The following is a 16,930-nucleotide window of genomic DNA, read 5'->3' on the forward strand; positions in this document are numbered from 1 at the left end:
ACACGACCGTCTCGGTCACACCGGGACGGGTTGGTCGGATCGTTCGGCGGCACGCGCCCGCCACCGCTGATGCCAGGGCGCGTCGGGGGCGCCGTCGAGCACCCCGCCGTCCGGGTCGTCGGCGTAGGTGTGCCGGACGACGTCCAGTTCGGGTCGCAGGACGTCCCGGATCACGAACCCGCAGAGCACCACGACGGTGATCAGTCGCAGGCTCGACGCCAGCACGAAGACGCCCTCGGGGAAGACCGGCCGGGACATGGCGGTGCCGAGCAGTTCGCCGTAGAACGCGGCGAAGTAGCAGACCTCGGCGATCTGCCAGGCCAGGAACGCGCCCCAGCGCGGCCGGGCGAGCACCGCGAGGGGCAGCAGCCAGAGCACGAACTGCTGGGACCACACCTTGCTGAAGATGAGGAACGCGGCGACCACCAGGAAGGCGAGCTGGGCCAGGCGAGGGCGGCGCGGCGCGAGCAGCGCCAGCCCGGCCACGCCGAGGCAGGCCAGTCCGAAGAGCAGGTACGACAGCCAGTTGAGGGTGGGGATGTTGGCGTTCAGCCACTCGAACGGCCCGAGTTCGCCGGGCGAGGACGGGCTGATCCGGCCGTCCAGGTAGCGGCCGATGTACCAGAGCGTGCCCCAGTCGATCGGGCGCGTGGTGTTCAGGTCGAAGAAGCGTTCCCAGTTCTCCCGGTAGGGGATCGCCACCGGCAGGTTCACGGCCACGAGCGTCACCAGGGCGGTCGTCGTGGCGACGAGCCCGGCCAGCAGCTTGCCGGCGCGCAACGCGAGCACCAGGATCGGCCCGAGGAGGAACAGCGGCCACATCTTCGCCGCACCGCCCAGTCCGATGAGGACTCCGGCCACTGCGGGCAGCAGCATCCCGTACCGGTCGGGTCGGGCGCGTGCCCAGGCCAGCAGACCGAACGCGGCCAGGCCGATGGCGAGCAGGTCCCAGTTGACGGTGGCGGTGAGCACTAGCGCCGGGGAGAGCGCGAACAGGGCGGCGTCCCAGGGTCGTCGTCGGCGCAGGCTGAGGATCACGGCGACGGTGGCGACGGCGAGCGCGCCGAGCACCAGCGCGTTCAGGTTGTAGAACCACTGACCCTGGTTGATGGCGGGGTTGTCGCTGCCGAGGGCGTGCACCGGCAGGCCGAGGGCGCCCATGAAGTAGCCGGTCAGCACCGGGTACTCCACCGGGTGGTCGGCGTAGGGCACCTTGCCCTCGTTGAGCCCTTCGGCGTAGTAGAGCGCCAGCACGTCGGTGTAGCACATCCGGGTGTACTGGACGTTGTTCTGCCAGGCGCCGTCCTGGCAGGGCGACTTCTGCACCCAGTGCAGGGCCAGCGTGAGGCAGACGAGCGCCAGCACGATCCGGCCGGCGGTCCAGAACCGGCTCTCGCGGTCGGCGGGCCGGTCCAGGGCGGCGGCGTGGTCGCCGAGTGGCCCGCCGATCAGACCGGAGGCACCGCGGACGAACCAGTCCGAGCGGGACGGGTGGTCGACCGTCTCTGCGGATCGTGGCGCCGCCTCGGACGCGCCGGGCTCATCGATGCCTGCGGGCGACTGGGTGCTCATGAAGACGCATCCTGCCGTACACCGGGGGTCGCCGTCCCGTCGCGCGCGGAGAAATTCCGGTACGCGAAACGCGGCGGCGGCCGGACCGAGGTCCGGCCGCCGCCGTCGGGTGGTACGCGTCAGTTCTGTCGTGCCGGTGGAGTGCTCGGTAGCAGCCCGCCGCCGCCACCGCCGCCGCCGGGACGTCCACCGCCGCCGGGGAGCCCGCCGCCGGGGTTGTTGCCACCGCCCGGGTTGCCGCCGCCGGGCGTGCCCCCGGGGCAGAACAGGCCCAGCGGGTCGCAGTTCTGGCCAGGCTGGCCGGGCTCGTTCGGGGGCGGCGCCGGGGCCTCGCCGTTGCCGGTGTCGTCCTCGCCGACGTTGGCCGCGGGCGGGAACTCTTCCTTGTCCTTGCCCTTGAGCGCGTCGTTCATGAAGCGCTGGAAGATGTCACCCGGCATCCGGGCACCGCTGATGTCCCGGCCGTCCTTGTATTTGATCGCCTTGCGGTCGGCCTTGTTGCCGACCCAGACGGCGGTGGCGAGCTGCGGTGTGTAGCCGATCATCCAGGCGTCGCCGTTGCTTGACGTCTTGTCGTTGAGTTCCCAGGTACCGGTCTTCTCGGCGACCTGCCGGCCCTCTTCGAGGCGCTTGTTGATCTGGCCCGGGTACTGCTTCAGCACGGACGTCACGTCGGCGACGACGTCCTTGTCGATCCGCTGTTGCCCCTTGAGCTTCTCCCCGCCGACCGTGTCCCACTTGCCGGTGACCGGATTCTGCTTCTCCACCTTGCGAATGAAGTGCGCCTTGTGGTAAACGCCCTGGTTGGCGAAGGTGGCCACGCCGTTGGCGTGGTCGAGCACGGTGATCGGGTACTGGCCGTAGCCGATAACGTGGAAGAACGGCGACGGCGCCAGGTCCTTCGGGTCCGCCTTGGTCAGGTCGTGCGCCTTGGCCGGGTTGGTGTCGGTCTGCCACATGGTGGTGACGCCGGCCTGCTTGGCCATGTCGAGCACCTTGTCCGGGCCGATCTTCTCGGTGATGTAGTAGAACGGCACGTTCAGCGACTTGAGCGTCGACAGTTCGAGCGTGCAGGAGTCACCACAGGAGACCTTGTCCGCGCCGGCGTTGCTGACCTTGAACTTGGTGTCCTTCGGGGTGAATGCCGAGCCCTTCCAGCGGGACTTGATCGAGATGCCTTCCTTCAGCGCCGCGGCGAGCGTGTAGATCTTGAAGCTCGAGCCCGGTGAGTGGCCACCGCTGACGACGCCGTTGTCCACGTTCTTCCCGGCGTAGTCGGTGCCGGTGCCGTTGTCGCCGCCGTAGTAGGCGAGCACACGCCCGGTCTTCGGGTCGATCGCCACCACGGCGGCCATCAGGTTCGACGGCTGGCCGGCGAGTTCGGAGCCCTTCTTGGCCCGCTGTGCCGCGGCGAGCGCCGCCTCCTGCATCTTCTTGTTGATCGTCGTGGTGATCTTGTAACCACCCCGGCTCAGCGCCTTGGCGCAGAGCGGCTTCTTCTCGGTCACCTCGGCCTCGTTGTCGGTGCAGAGCTTCATCTCGCGCAGTTCCTGCGAAACGTAGTTGACGACGTTGCCGTACGGGGTGTCGATGCCGAATCCGCCGCCGCTGTTCTTCGACGGCTTCGCGATGTTCTTCGGGTACTCGGTGGGGTGCGGCGGCATGTTCGGCGCATCGAGCCACTTCTCGGTGATCATGCCGTTGATCACGTAGTTCCACCGGTCCAGCGCGGCCGTCTGGTTGATCGCCGGGTCGTAGCCCTGGTGGGTGGCGCTCGGCTCCGGCTGCTTGATCAGGGCGGCCAGCACCGCGGCCTCGGCCACGTTCAGGTCCTTGGCGTTCTTCTTGAAGTACGTCTGCGACGCCGCCTGGATGCCGTACGCGCCGCGGCCGAAGTAGATGACGTTCAGGTAGTGCTGCATGATCACGCGCTTGTCGTACTTGTCGTTCAGCTTGGAGGCGAGGATCGCCTCCTTCACCTTGCGGCCGTACGTGTCCTGGTTCAGGTTCTCGAACGCGTTGCGCGCGTACTGCTGGGTGATGGTCGAGGCGCCCTGCTTGTCGCCGCCGGTGAGGTTGTTCCACGCGGCCCGGGCGATGCCCTTGTAGTCCACACCGGAGTGCCGGTAGAAGTTCCGGTCCTCCGCCGCGGCGACGGCGTGCTGGACGTGCTCCGGGATCTGGTCGATGGTGACGAGCTGCCGGTTCTGGTCGCCGATCCGGGCGATGGCCTCTTTGCCGCTCGAGTCGTAGATGGTGGTGGACAGCGGCGGGATGGTGTCCTCCGGGAGCACCACCTTGGTGGAGTACCAGGTGAAGCTCACCACGCCGATGCCGGCGAGCATGATGAACACGGCGAAGCCGGCGATCAGGATGTTGATCCGGCGGCGCTTCTTGGCGCGCGCCGGGTCCTCACCGCGGCCACCCCGGCCGGGGCCGGTCGGACCACCGGGACCACCGGGACCGCCACCGGAGGGGCCGGGCACCCGGGCACGGCCTCCGACCGCCGCGGCGCCGACGCTCGCGCGCCCGCCCACGCCTGCCCGCCCGCCGACGGCGGCCGCGCCCACGCTCGCCGCGCCCACCGAGGCACGCCCGGCCGGAGCGGCCGGTGAGACCGGCACAGACGCACGACCGGCGCCCGCGCGCCCGCCCGGTGCCGGCGACACCGGTACCGAGGCGCGGCCCGCGCCGGCCCGGCCGACCGAGGCCGATCCGGACGCTCCGCGTGGCGCCGGAGCGACGCCGCCGACCGGGGCCCGGCCGCCCGCGCCGTACGGTGTCACGGAGGCTCGCGCCGAGGCGCCGCCGTCCGCAGCGCCGGACCAACCGTTCCCGCCCCGGCTCCTGTCGGAACCGGGGTCGCCGTCCGGGCCCGGGATCTGGGCTCGCGCACGCGAAGAACTGGGATCGCCGTAGTTCATTCCTCACACCCTGCCGGTCGCGGTGGGACGCGGGGGCGCCGCCACCGGGTTGCCGTGAGCTGGAACACGGGACGCTACCCGCCGGTGATACCGGCGCGCGCCCGCCAAATCCGACCTATTCGGACCAATTACGCTTAAGGGCTGTCGCTCCTGCCGCCCGGGGAATGGGCCGGCAGCGATCGGGACAGCCGCGTTCACCGTTGCGCCTCTCGCCTTCGCCGAGGGGTGGAGCCGTTGGCCGCGACCGAGTCGTCCGCGTCCTCCGCCTCGCCCGTGAGACCGTCCCGTCCGAGCAGGAACTGCTCGACGAGATGGTTCCAGTCACAGCCGGGGCAGACCTCCACCACGAACACCTGGAACTCACGCAGCGTCATGGCCAGGACGGGCAACTCGGCCCGGGTACGCGCCTGGCCGGCCGACTGCTTGAGTTCGTCACCGTAAATGTAGTGGACGTGGATCAGGTTCTCGCTGCGGCAGATCGGGCAGCGGTGGTCGGTCGGCTCGCCGTGGAAACGAGCAGCGTTCTTCAGGTACGGCGAGGCGTCGCAGACGTCGTACGTGCCGACCCGCCCGGCGAGCAGTTCACGCAGCACAGCCCGCTTCTGAAGCGAGTAGTCGACGACCTGGCGCTGCGTACGCATGCGGCAAAGGGTACGCGCTCCGGCGAACCCAGGCGACCATGGTCACGAGGTGTGACGGCCGCGTCGCGTAAGCAGGGGGTTTGCCCCACCCTCACCTCTCCGCTAACGTGCGATGTATCGGTCCGATACATCGCGGTGGTTAGTGGTCCGCGCAGGGGGGAAAGAGGGGACGGCCCGTGCTCGAGCTCGCCATCCTCGGCCTCCTGCAGGAGGCGCCGATGCACGGCTACGAGCTGCGCAAGGAGCTGACCGCCAAACTCGGGGCCATCCGGGCGGCGATCAGCTACGGCTCGCTCTATCCGACCCTGCGCCGGCTACAGGCGGCCGGATGGATCACCGAGGCCGCTGAGGCACCCGCGACCGCCGAGGAGGTTCCCGCGCTGACCAGCCGACGCGGTCGGGTGGTCTACACCATTACCGCGGAGGGCAAGGAACGCTTCGCCCAGCTCATAGCGCAGGCTGGACCCGAGACGTACGACGACACGGGCTTCGGCGTGCACTTCGCGTTCTTCGCCCGGACCGACCAGGCCACCCGGCTCCGGATCCTGGAAGGTCGTCGCCGCAAGATCGAGGAGCGTCGCGAAGGCCTTCGTGACGTGCTCGGCCGGGCAGCCGAGCGGCTCGACGCGTACACCCTGGAACTGCAACGCCACGGGCTCGACGCCTGTGAGCGCGAGGTCCGCTGGCTGGAGGAGCTCATCGCCAACGAGCGCTCCGGCCGGGCCCCCGCCGACCCGCGACCCGGGACGGCCGGTGGCCGAGGAGACAACGACAGCCCGCCCACGCCTGGAACGTCCAGGAAAGAGCGGCCGTGATGAAGAAGAAGGAGGCAGACGCTATGGGCTCCGTCCGCGTCGCCATCGTCGGTGTGGGTAACTGCGCCTCGTCCCTCGTACAGGGCGTGGAGTACTACCGGAACGCCGACCCGAACGACCGCGTCCCGGGTCTCATGCACGTCACCTTCGGCGACTACCACGTCTCGGACGTGAAGTTCGTCGCGGCGTTCGACGTGGACGCCAAGAAGGTGGGCATGGACCTCGCGGAGGCGATCGTCGCCAGCGAGAACAACACGATCAAGCTCTGCGACGTGCCGCCGACCGGCGTCACCGTGCAGCGCGGCCCGACCTTCGACGGTCTCGGCCAGTACTACCGCGAAATCGTCGAGGAGTCGGACGCCAAGCCGGTCGACGTGGCGCAGGCGCTGCGCGACGCCCAGGTCGACGTGGTCGTCTCCTACCTCCCGGTGGGTTCCGAGGAGGCCGACAAGTTCTACGCCCAGGCCGCGATCGACGCCGGCTGCGCGTTCGTGAACGCCCTGCCGGTCTTCATCGCCTCCGACCCGGAGTGGGCGAAGAAGTTCACCGACGCCGGCCTGCCGATCGTCGGCGACGACATCAAGAGCCAGGTCGGTGCCACCATCGTGCACCGCGCCCTGGCGAAGCTCTTCGAGGACCGCGGGGTCGAGCTGCTGCGCACGTACCAGCTCAACTTCGGCGGCAACATGGACTTCATGAACATGCTGGAGCGCAACCGCCTGGTCTCGAAGAAGATCTCGAAGACCCAGTCGGTGACCTCGCAGATCCCGCACGAGATGCAGAAGAGCGACGTGCACATCGGCCCGTCCGACCACGTGCCGTGGCTGGACGACCGCAAGTGGGCGTACATCCGCCTGGAGGGGCGCTCCTTCGGTGACACCCCGCTCAACGCGGAGCTGAAGCTCGAGGTGTGGGACTCGCCGAACTCGGCCGGTGTCATCATCGACGCCGTCCGCGCCGCGAAGATCGCGCTGGACCGCAAGATCGGCGGCCCGATCCTCTCCGCCTCCTCGTACTTCATGAAGTCCCCGCCGGAGCAGTACGCCGACCACGACGCGCACGCCGCCGTCGAGGCGTTCATCGCCGGCGAGATCGAGCGCTGACGCGCCGAGAAGCAGAAGAAGGAAGGCCGGGTCCGCGCGGACCCGGCCTTCCTTCTTCTCGTACGTCAGGACCAGGCGCGCCGCAGCGCCACGGACGCCTCCAGCTCCAGCAGCGTCACCTTGCGCGGCAGTCCCCCGCCGAAGCCGACGAGCTTGCCGCCCGCGCCGACGATCCGGTGACAGGGCACGATCACCGGCACCGGATTGCGGTTGCAGGCCACCCCGACCGCCCGGGCGCCGCCGGGATCGCCGACCGCCTTCGCCACCTCGCCGTAGGTCTTCGTCTCGCCGTAGGGGATGCGGGTCATCTCCCGCCAGACCGCGCGCTCGAACTCCGAGCCGCGCGGGGCCGACACCGGCACTGTGAACCCGGTCAGCTCACCGGCGAAGTACGCCCGCAGCTCCGCCACCGCCAGCCGGGCCACCGCGTCGCCGGGGTCGTCGGCCGCCCCGTCCACCCGGCCGAAGTGCGCGCCGCGCACCGCGTCGCCGTCGGTGCCGACGGAGAACTCCCCGATCGGCGAGTCGAGCACGGTCCAGCGCATGCCACCCATTGTCCCGCCCACGCCGACATCCCCCGCGACCGGCTCTCCGGAGGCGGACCGGACGACCGCTGAGCGAAGTCGATGTTGCACGGCGTCGATACTGTGCAGGTCATGGCCACCGGGACGCTCATCTTCCTGATCATCGGCGGGATCGGGGTCGGCGTGCTGACCCTCGCCCTGCTCGGCTCGGGAGTGCTCCACCTCGGCCAGCCGGACGTCGACGGGCCGGTGTCGCTGGAGGCGGCCGCCGGGTTCACCGGGGCGTTCGGTTTCGGCGGCGCGATCGTCAACGAGCTGCTCGGCGGACGTACCCCCGGAATGATCGCGGCGGCGGTGGCCGGCGGCGCGCTGGCCGCCGTGCCCACCGCGTGGCTGGCGGCGCGGCTGAGCCGCGCGGCCCGCAACATGCGCACCGACGCCACCCCCACCCGCGACCACCTCGCCGGCGCGATCGGGCTGGTGGTGACGCCGATCCCCAGCGGCGGCTACGGGGAGGTGCGGGTACGCCTCGCCGGCCAGCCGGTGAAACTCAACGCCCGTGCCGACCAGGCGATCCCGGTCGGCGCCCAGATCTTCGTGGTCGAAGCACTGAGCGAGACCAGCGTGCACGTCGAGACCTACTGACACCACCACACAGACGGGATCATCCATGCCCCTGCTCGTCGCCATCGGCGGCGCGGTCCTCCTCGCCGTCGTCCTCGTCCTCTTCGTGTTGTCCCGGATCAAGGTGGCCGGGCCGAACCAGGCGTTCATCGTCACCGGCCGCAAGGGCCGCACCACCCAGACCGCCGACGGCGGCCGGGCCACCGACATGTCCGGGCAGAAGGTCGTGCTCGGCGCCTCGGTGTTCGTCCTGCCGGTGGTGCAGAAGCTCCAGTCGCTCGACCTGTCCAGCCGCCGGATCGACGTCAGCATCCGCGGCGCGGTGAGCAAGCAGGGCATCCGCACCGAGCTGCACGGCGTCGCGATCGTCAAGGTGGGTGGCACCGAGGACGCGATCCGTGCCGCCGCCCAGCGCTTCCTGAACCAGCAGGAGGAGATCGACAACTTCACCCGCGAGGTGCTCGCCGGCGCGCTCCGCTCGATCGTCGGGCGGCTCACCGTCGAGGAGATCATCCGGGACCGGGCGGCATTCGCCAGCGCGGTGGCCGAGGAGGCCGAGCACTCGATGACCAACCAGGGTCTGGTGCTCGACACGTTCCAGCTCCAGGACATCCTGGCCGAGGGCTCCTACCTCCAGGACCTGGGCCGGCCGGAGGCCGCCCGGGTGCTCAAGGACGCGGCCATCGCCGAGGCGCGGGCCCGCCAGCAGGCCGAGCAGGAGCGGCTGCTCGCCGAGGAGGCGATCGCCGAGGCGAACCGGAACCTGTCGCTCAAGCAGGCCGGCATCCAGGCCGAGATCGACGCGGCGAAGGCGAAGTCGGCCGCGGCCGGGCCGCTCGCGCAGGCCGAGCGGGACCAGGCGATCCTCTCCGAGCAGCAGAAGGTTGCCGAGCGCAACGCCGAGCTGAAGCAGCGCCAGCTCGACACCGAGGTCCGCAAGCCGGCCGACGCCGCCCGGTACAAGGTCGAGCAGGAGGCCGAGGCGGCCCGCAACGCGGCGGTGCTCAACGCCGACGCGCAGCGCCAGGCCACCATCGCCGCCGCGCAGGCCTCCGCCGAGCAGGCCCGCCTCACCGGTGAGGGCGAGCGGGCCCGCCGGGCCGCGCTGGCCGAGGCGAACGCGATCGAGGGCGCCAAGGAGGGCGAGGCGGAGCAGCGCCGTCGTTCCGCGATCGCCGAGGCGGTCGAGCGGGAGGGCCAGGCCGAGGCGGCCGCCATCCTGGCGAAGGGTCAGGCCGAGGCCGACGCGATGGCCCGCAAGGCCGAGGCGTTCGCCGCGTACGGCGAGGCAGCCGTGCTGGACCTGCTGGTCAAGGTGCTGCCCGAGGTGGTCGGCGCGGCCAGCGCCCCGATCGGCGCGATCGACAAGATGACAGTGATCTCCACCGACGGCGCGTCGTCGCTGACCAAGTCCGTGGCCGGCAACGTCGCCCAGGGTCTCCAGCTCGGCAGCGACCTGACCGGCATCGACCTGGCCGGTCTGCTGGCGCGGCTGGGCAGCAGCGCGCAGCCCAACGGCAAGGCCACCGTGGACGGCAGCACCGTCACCCAGTGACACGACGACGCCCGCCGGTTCCCCTCGGGGAGCCGGCGGGCGTCGTGCTGTGGTTCAGCCGGTGATGCCCTCGTCGCGCGCCCAGCGCAGCAGCTCCGCCTCGGCCTCGTCGCGGTCGAGCGGGCCGCGCTCCAGACGCAGCTCCTTGAGGTGCTGCCAGGCGCGGCCGACCACCGGCCCCGGCGGTACGCCGAGCAGCTCCATGATCGCGTTGCCGTCCAGGTCGGGCCGGACCCGGGCCAGGTCCTCCTCGGCGGCGATCCGGGCGATCCGCTCCTCCAGCGCGTCGTAGTCGGCCGCGAGCTGGGCGGCCTTGCGCCGGTTGCGGGTGGTGCAGTCGGACCGGGTCAGCTTGTGCAGCCGGGACAGCAGGTCGCCGGCGTCCGTGACGTACCGGCGCACCGCCGAGTCGGTCCACTCGCCCCGGCCGTACCCGTAGAAGCGCAGGTGCAGACCGACCAGCTTGACCACCTGGGAGGTGATCTCCTTGGAGTAGCGCAGCGCCTTCATCCGGTTCTTGGTCAGCCGGGCGCCGACCACCTCGTGGTGGTGGAAGCTGACCCGGCCGTCCGCGCCGACCGCCTTGGTGGCCGGCTTGCCGATGTCGTGCATCAGAGCGGCCATCCGCAGCACGAAGTCGCAGCCGTCGGTCTCCAGCGACATGGCGTTGCTGACCACCGTGAGCGTGTGCTCGTAGACGTCCTTGTGCTGGGCGTGCTCGTCGATGGTGAGCTTCAGGCCGGTCAGCTCCGGCAGGAAGCGCTCGGCCAGGCCGGTGTCGACGAGCAGGCGCAGCCCGGTGATCGGGTCGGCACCGCAGAGCAGCTTGGTGAACTCGTCCCGGATCCGCTCGGCGGTGATCCGGTCCAGGTCGCCGGCCATCTCGGCCATCGCCGCGCGGACGTCCGGGTGGACGGCGAAGCGGAGCTGGGCGGCGAACCGGGCCGCGCGCAGCATCCGCAGGGGGTCGTCGCGGAACGACTCCTGCGGCGTCCCGGGGGTACGAATGATCTTCGCGGCCAGGTCGGCGAGCCCGCCGTACGGGTCGGTGAACCGGTGATCGGGAAGGCTGACCGCCATCGCGTTGACAGTGAAGTCGCGACGCTTGAGGTCTTCGGTGAGGCTGGTGCCGTACTGCACCACCGGGTTGCGGCTGACCTGGTCGTAGACCTCCGCCCGGAACGTGGTGATCTCCAGGTTGAGGCCGTCGCGCTGGCAGGCGATGGTGCCGAACTCGCGTCCGGTCTCCCAGATCGACTCCGCCCAGCCGCGGATCACCTTGATCGTCTCGTCGGGGTGGGCGTCGGTGCAGAAGTCGAGGTCGTTGCCGAGGCGGCCGAGCAGCGCGTCGCGGACGGATCCGCCCACCAGGTGCAGTTCGTGACCGGCCCGGGCGAAGCGCCGGCCCAGCTCGTCGGCGACCGGTGAGACTCGGAGCAGTTCGGCGACGGCGTTGCGCTGCGCGGCGGTCAGCTCGCGGCGATCGGCGGCGTGGGAGGCGGAGGCTTCGGACATGGGATCGCCAGCCTATCGGGCCGGGGGTGGATCGACCGCGCCGGGCGCGGGTAACGGGCCCGGGTTGACTAAGGTTCCGGTTGGGCGGGGCCGGCCGGGCCCGGTCGCCACGTACCCCTTGGAGGCTGGCAGATGAGCGGCGGGCTCTACCGCAGCGCGAACGCGCACGGCGGCGGCCTGCCGCCGGACGACGGCGCCACCTTCATCTCGGCCGAGCCGCTGAACCAGCCCGGCGCCGAGGCCGTCGCGCCGCCACAGGAGGTGGTCGCCGAGACCAGTGCCGCGGCGAACAGCGCGGTGATGGCGATCGGCAGCCTGGTCAGCCGCGGCACCGGCTTCATCCGCAACCTGATGATCGGCGCGGCGCTCGGTGGCGCGCTGGTCGGTGACGCCTTCACCACCGCCATCTTCCTGCCGAACCAGGTCTACGAGTTCCTGCTCGGCGGCGTGCTCACCAGCGTGCTGATCCCGGTGCTGGTCCGGCGGCGCAAGTCGGACCCCGACCGGGGTGAGGCGTACTCCCAGCGGCTGCTCACGCTGGCCGTGCTGGCCCTCGCCGCCGTCGCGCTGATCGCGATGATCGGCGCACCGGTGCTGACCGCCATCTACGCGGGCGGCAAGGACGACAACTATCAGAACCTCGTCACCGGCCTGTCGTACCTGATGTTGCCGATGCTGTTCTTCACCGGCGTGAGCGCGCTGATCGCCGCGGTGCTGAACACGCGCGGGCACTTCGCCGCCCCGATGTGGGCACCGATCCTGAACAACCTCGTGGTGATCGGCGTCTGCGGGCTCTACATCGCGGTCTTCGGCGCCAAGATCATCGAGCCCGGCGAGATGGGCTGGGACCGGATCCTGCTCATCGGCGGTGGCACGCTGCTCGGCGTCGCGGTCCAGACCGCCGGCCTGCTGCCCGCGCTGCGCAAGGTCGGCTTCCGGTGGAAGTGGCGGTTCGACTTCCGCGCCCTCGGCCTGAGCGAGCTGGCCCGGCTCGGCGGCTGGATGTTCTGCTACGTCGGGGTCAACCAACTCGGCCTCTTCGTGGTGGTCAACCTGCTCACCCGGGCGGCCGGCGGCGACAACGCCGGCCTGCTGATCTACAACAACGTCTTCCTGCTGCTGATGATGGCGCACGGCATCATCGCGGTCTCGATCATCACCGCGCTGATGCCCCGGATGAGCGCCGCCGCCGCCGAGAACCGGTTCGGCGACGTCACCGCCGACCTGTCCCGCGGCACCCGGATGGTCAGCGCGGTGCTCGCACCCATCGCGGTCTGCTACGCGGTGCTGGCCGCCCCGATCTCGGTGGTGGTCTTCCGGTACGGCGCGTTCACCGGCGACAACGCGGTGGCCACCTCGACTGTGCTGCTGGTGGCGGCGCTCGGCCTGGTGCCGTTCGCGGTCAGTCAGCTCTTCACCTTCGCGTTCTACGCGCTGCCGGACACCCGCACCCCGGCTCTGGTCAACATCCCGGTGGTGATCCTGCGAGTTCTGCTCCAGGTTGGCCTGTTCCTGCTCTTCTCGAACACGTTCGCGGCGGCCGGGATGATGCTGGGCAACGCCGTGTCGTACCTGGCGGCGGCGATCATCTCGGCGATGCTGCTGCGGCCCCGGGTCGGCCGGATCGGGCTGGGCGGGATCATGCGGACGCTCGGCCGGGTGGTCGTGGCTGCCCTCGGCGCGGCGGTCGTCGGCCTGCTCGTGGTCGCGGTGCTCCCCGGCGACCCGGCGAACCTGAGCTGGCTCGCCGCCGCGGTGCAGTTGGTGATCGGCGGCGCGGCGATCGGCGCGACCTATCTCGGACTCGCCATGGTGCTGCGGATCGGCGAGATCACCGAGGTGGTCGGGATGGTCCGGCGCCGCCTCGGTCGTTGACGTCTCCGGTGACCGACGGTGAACGAGGATCACCAGCCTGGGGATACGGCTGTGGATAACTCGGAATTCCCCCGTCCACTGGGCCTCTCGGCCTGTGGACAACCAACCGTACGGACGAGGGAGCGCAGGCCGGGGCGGGGAAAACCAGTCCGCCGCCGCACCAGTACGCCCCTGTGCCGCCTCGTTGCCGTCAACCTCTAGATTGGCGGTGCGTGTCCGGCTCGCCCGCCGGGTGGGCGGGTGACCCGGCCGGGGCCCGTGGCGACTGGCCTTCCGGCCGGTCACAGCGGGAAGATGACATGTCGGAGAACCGGGCATCCCGGGTAAGGTCGCTCTCGACGGGTACGACCGGGATCGACGCGGCGTCGAGACCGCCGGCCGTTCCACCAAAGGCAGAGCGGGAAGCCACATGCCCAGCAGCACGGGTCCATCGATCGACGCGATCACCGAGGGAGGACGGGTGACCCAGGTCGGCGAGGGTCAGGAAGCGGAGGAGACCACTCCTGCGGACGTGACCCTCGGTGCTCCCACGGTCGGTGAGCTGCTCGCCGAGCGGTACGAGCTGGTCGAGCACATCAACAACGACAGCGCGGGCCGGCTGGTCTGGCGCGGTGTCGACGTGGTGTTGCGCCGTCCCGTCGCCGTGGTTCTCCGCTACCCGGGTGGCGACTCCGCCACCGAGATGCTCCAGGCCGCCGTCGCCGCGAGCCGCGTCATCCACCCCAACCTGGTCGGCGTCTACGACGCGATCGACGAGGACGACCGGGCCTACGTGGTCCGCGAGTGGGTCGACGGGCAGTCGCTGCGCGAGCTGGTCGCCGCCGACGGGCCGCTCGATCCGGCGCGGGCCACCGCGATCGGCAACGCCGTCGCCAGCGCCCTCGCCGCCGTGCACGCCACCGGGATGGTGCACGGCAACCTGCACCCCGGCACCGTGATGATCAGCGACGACGGCCGGGTGGTGCTCGCCGACGCGCGTACCGACGGGGCGGACAGCCAGGAGAACGACCTGCGCGCGGTCGGCGGGGTGCTCTACTTCGCCCTGACCGGGCACTGGCCGCACGGCGAGGCCCCGCTGCACGGCGCCACCGCCGGGCACGGCCGCGCCGCCCTGCCGGACGCCGTCCGGGACGCCGGCGGCTCCATCGCCGCGCCCCGGCAGATGCGCGCCGGGGTGCCGGCCTACCTCGACGACCTCACCATGGACCTGCTCGACCCGGAGATCCCCCCGCCGTCGTCGGACGTGCTGGCCGCCGAGCTGAGCCGGCTCGACATCCCTGCCGACGAGCAGTTCCTGGAGCAGGCCGGCCCGCTGCGCTTCACCGCCGAACCCGGCGAGGAGCCCTCCCCGCTGGCCGCCGCCGGCGGGCGCAAGGTCGCCATCGGCATCGCCGGTCTGCTGGCGGTGGCCCTGGTCGGGCTGCTCATCGGCATCAACGCGCTCGGTGGCGACGACGGCGACAAGGAGCCGGTCGCCCAGCCGTCGAACAGCGCGCCCGCCACCGGCGGCGGGGCCGAACCCGCCGCGCAGGTCCGCAAGCTCACCATCCAGGACGTACGGATCATCGACCCGGACGGCGACCGCGCCGAGGTGCGCAACGCCGAAAAGGTCATCGACGGGGACGACGACGAGGGCTGGGAGACCAACAGCTACCGCGACAGCGGCAAGTTCAGCGGGGTCAAGAAGGGCATGGGTGTCTGGATCGACCTGGGCGCCCCGCACTCGGTCAAGCAGCTGGAGGCCACGCTCTCGGCCACCGGAGCCACGGTCGAGCTGCGCACCGGCGCCCGCGGCGACTTCCCGTCCAGCTCCGCCGGCGACAAGCAGCTCATCAACGCCTACTCGACGCTGATCGGGCCGCCGAACGAGGACGGCGGCACGAAAATGATCTTCAACGCCTTCGAGCCGGACCAGAAGTACCAGTACCTGCTGTTCTGGATCACCAAGCTGCCGAAGAAGGAAGACGGCAACGGCTGGAAGCTCGGCGTCCAGGAGATCGTGGTCCAGGGCTCGTGACCCGGCCGCCGTCCCCGCCGCGCCACCACCGCCGGACGTGGTGATGGCGGAACGCGACGGCGCGCAGCCCGGCCGCTCCGACCTGGAGCTGCTGCGGGCGCACGCGGCCGGGGACCGGACCGCCTTCACCGAGCTGTTCCAGCGGCACCGGGACCGGCTCTGGGCGGTCGCGCTGCGGACCATCGGCGACCGCGAGGAGGCCGCCGACGCCCTCCAGGACGCCATGCTGTCGGCGCACCGCGCGGCGGCCCGGTTCCGGGGCGACTCGGCGGTCACCACCTGGCTGCACCGCATCGTGGTGAACGCCTGCCTGGACCGGATCCGGCGGCGTCAGACCCACGCCACCGTCCCGCTGCCCGACGGTGTGCACACCGACGGCGAGCCGGGCCGGCACACCGGCGGTCCGGAACCGGCCGCGCCGGCCCGCGACCACGACACCGCGCTCGTGGTCCGGCAGGCGCTCGCCGCACTGCCCGCGGAACAGCGGGCCGCGTTGGTCCTGGTCGACGTGCAGGGCTACCCGGTTGCCGAGGCCGCCGCCGTGCTCGGGGTCGCGGAGGGCACCGTCAAGAGCCGGTGCGCCAGGGGCCGGGCACGTCTCGCCGTGCTGCTCGGGCACCTGCGGACCGGCACCGACGCTCCGGCCGGTGACGTGCCGCGGCTCACTCCCGGGAACCGTCGGCGTTCCGAGGGCGTCGGATCCTCGTCGGGAGCTTCCCGTCAGGCCGTCAGCCAGGAGGAGCCGTGACTTCCCGGGAGTTCAGCGAGGTCGATCACGACCTGCTCGCCGACTACCTCGGCGGGGCGCTGGACGGCACCCCCGAGCAGGCCACCGTGGCGCGGCTGGTCGAGCAGGACCCGGCCTGGCGGGCCGCGTACGAGAATCTCGCCGACGCGGTCGACCTGGTCCGCGCCGACCTGGCCGGCTGGGCCGCGGCCCCCGCGCCGGAGATGCCACAGGCGGTGACCGACCGGATCACGGCGGCGCTCTCCGGGGCCGGACCGGCGCTGCGTGAGGGTACGCCGGTCGTGCCGGCGCAGTCCGGCGGCACGAGCCGGCCACCCGGCACGGCCCCCCGTACCGGCCGGCCCGGCGGTCCCGGCCGTCGTCCCCGGCGCTGGGCCCGCATCGCCGGGCCGGTGGCCCTGGCGGCGGCCTCGGTCGCGGCGGTGGGACTCGGTGTCGGCCGGCTGGCGGGCCCGGGCGACGGCGGTGCGGCCGACCGGGCCGGCGGGGAGGCAGCGCCGATGGCTGCCGCGCCGTACCGGACCACCGGGCCGGCAGTGCGCAGCGACACCGACTGGACGCCGGAACGCCTCGCCGCCGGCCGTGTGCCCGCCCTGGCGAAGTCGATGCCGGGGGACATGGCCGGGCCGTCCGGCGCGGCGAAGGACGGCGCGGAGACGCCCCTGTCCCGCGACGATCAGCGCCTCAGCGTCCTCGGCGGGCTGGACCGGCTGGTCCGGCCCGAGACACTGGCCGCGTGCCTCACCGCGATCGGGACCGAGCACGGCGCCACGCCGCTGAGCGTGGACATGGTCGACTACGCCCGGTTCGGTGGCGCTCCGGCGCTCGTGGTGACGTTCGCGGACGCGAGTGGTGCCCGCTGGGGCTGGGTGAGCGGGCCGGAGTGCGGGGTACCCGGGTCCGGCGCGGACACCCGGTTCCGGACGCGGGTAGGGTGAGGACGCGGTCACGACGCTTGTCCCGCCACGTGACCTGACCCACCGGATGACCGGCTCGGGAATCCCCGCTTCGTACGAT

13 protein-coding genes are annotated in these 16,930 nt (G+C 71.5%); 8 read left to right on the plus strand and 5 right to left on the minus strand.

What is annotated here, in order from left to right; genetic code table 11:
• Nucleotides 1-15 precede the first annotated feature (15 nt).
• The 3 genes from AB0D28_RS04410 to AB0D28_RS04420 all read right to left on the minus strand — a co-directional run bounded on the left by AB0D28_RS04410 (nucleotide 16) and on the right by AB0D28_RS04420 (nucleotide 5,137).
• On the minus strand, nucleotides 16-1,572 hold the full coding sequence (locus AB0D28_RS04410; RefSeq protein ID WP_357382112.1) for a glycosyltransferase 87 family protein: 1,557 nt from the start codon (nucleotides 1,570-1,572) through the stop codon (nucleotides 16-18).
• Between the two features lie 119 nt (nucleotides 1,573-1,691).
• Nucleotides 1,692-4,496, minus strand: coding sequence for a transglycosylase domain-containing protein (locus AB0D28_RS04415; RefSeq protein WP_357382114.1), 2,805 nt, complete (start codon nucleotides 4,494-4,496; stop codon nucleotides 1,692-1,694).
• A 194-nt stretch (nucleotides 4,497-4,690) separates the two neighbouring features.
• Nucleotides 4,691-5,137, minus strand: a complete 447-nt coding sequence (locus tag AB0D28_RS04420; RefSeq protein WP_357382116.1) for a DUF5318 domain-containing protein — start codon at nucleotides 5,135-5,137, stop codon at nucleotides 4,691-4,693.
• 176 nt (nucleotides 5,138-5,313) lie between these two features.
• Between AB0D28_RS04420 and AB0D28_RS04425 the strand changes: the two genes are divergently transcribed.
• Nucleotides 5,314-5,952: a PadR family transcriptional regulator gene (locus tag AB0D28_RS04425; RefSeq protein WP_357382118.1), complete on the plus strand. Its 639-nt coding sequence runs from the start codon at nucleotides 5,314-5,316 to the stop codon at nucleotides 5,950-5,952.
• Nucleotides 5,953-5,975: 23 nt separating this feature from the next.
• Nucleotides 5,976-7,055 (plus strand): inositol-3-phosphate synthase, encoded by a 1,080-nt coding sequence (locus AB0D28_RS04430; protein ID WP_030499482.1) that lies wholly within the window; start codon nucleotides 5,976-5,978, stop codon nucleotides 7,053-7,055.
• Nucleotides 7,056-7,120: 65 nt separating this feature from the next.
• Here the strand turns inward: AB0D28_RS04430 and AB0D28_RS04435 are convergent, their stop codons facing one another.
• The gene (locus tag AB0D28_RS04435; protein ID WP_357382121.1) at nucleotides 7,121-7,600 is read right to left on the minus strand and encodes a methylated-DNA--[protein]-cysteine S-methyltransferase; all 480 of its coding nucleotides are present in this window, start codon (nucleotides 7,598-7,600) and stop codon (nucleotides 7,121-7,123) included.
• Nucleotides 7,601-7,681: 81 nt separating this feature from the next.
• Between AB0D28_RS04435 and AB0D28_RS04440 the strand changes: the two genes are divergently transcribed.
• Both AB0D28_RS04440 and AB0D28_RS04445 read left to right on the plus strand, forming a co-directional pair.
• Complete coding sequence (locus AB0D28_RS04440) at nucleotides 7,682-8,224, plus strand: hypothetical protein (protein WP_357382123.1); 543 nt, start codon at nucleotides 7,682-7,684, stop codon at nucleotides 8,222-8,224.
• Nucleotides 8,225-8,249: 25 nt separating this feature from the next.
• Complete coding sequence (locus AB0D28_RS04445) at nucleotides 8,250-9,758, plus strand: SPFH domain-containing protein (RefSeq protein ID WP_357382125.1); 1,509 nt, start codon at nucleotides 8,250-8,252, stop codon at nucleotides 9,756-9,758.
• 54 nt (nucleotides 9,759-9,812) lie between these two features.
• Here AB0D28_RS04445 and AB0D28_RS04450 read toward each other — a convergent pair whose 3' ends face one another.
• Nucleotides 9,813-11,273, minus strand: coding sequence for a CCA tRNA nucleotidyltransferase (locus AB0D28_RS04450; protein WP_357382127.1), 1,461 nt, complete (start codon nucleotides 11,271-11,273; stop codon nucleotides 9,813-9,815).
• 132 nt (nucleotides 11,274-11,405) lie between these two features.
• On the opposite strand from AB0D28_RS04450, the gene murJ reads away from it, so the two are divergent.
• From murJ to AB0D28_RS04470, 4 genes are all read left to right on the plus strand, one after another.
• Nucleotides 11,406-13,148, plus strand: a complete 1,743-nt coding sequence (murJ, locus tag AB0D28_RS04455) for a murein biosynthesis integral membrane protein MurJ (RefSeq protein WP_357382129.1) — start codon at nucleotides 11,406-11,408, stop codon at nucleotides 13,146-13,148.
• 409 nt (nucleotides 13,149-13,557) lie between these two features.
• Nucleotides 13,558-15,165 carry a protein kinase family protein gene (locus AB0D28_RS04460; protein ID WP_355509490.1) on the plus strand — a complete coding sequence of 536 codons (1,608 nt, stop codon included), beginning with the start codon at nucleotides 13,558-13,560 and terminating at the stop codon, nucleotides 15,163-15,165.
• Nucleotides 15,166-15,208: 43 nt separating this feature from the next.
• Nucleotides 15,209-15,913 carry an RNA polymerase sigma factor SigM gene (gene sigM, locus AB0D28_RS04465; RefSeq protein ID WP_357382131.1) on the plus strand — a complete coding sequence of 235 codons (705 nt, stop codon included), beginning with the start codon at nucleotides 15,209-15,211 and terminating at the stop codon, nucleotides 15,911-15,913.
• On the plus strand, nucleotides 15,910-16,851 hold the full coding sequence (locus AB0D28_RS04470; protein ID WP_357382133.1) for a hypothetical protein: 942 nt from the start codon (nucleotides 15,910-15,912) through the stop codon (nucleotides 16,849-16,851). Before sigM ends, AB0D28_RS04470 begins: the two co-directional genes overlap by 4 nt.
• Nucleotides 16,852-16,930 lie beyond the last annotated feature (79 nt).

The sequence above is a fragment of the Micromonospora sp. NPDC048169 genome, from assembly GCF_040652815.1.
Classification (GTDB): Bacteria; Actinomycetota; Actinomycetes; order Mycobacteriales; family Micromonosporaceae; genus Micromonospora.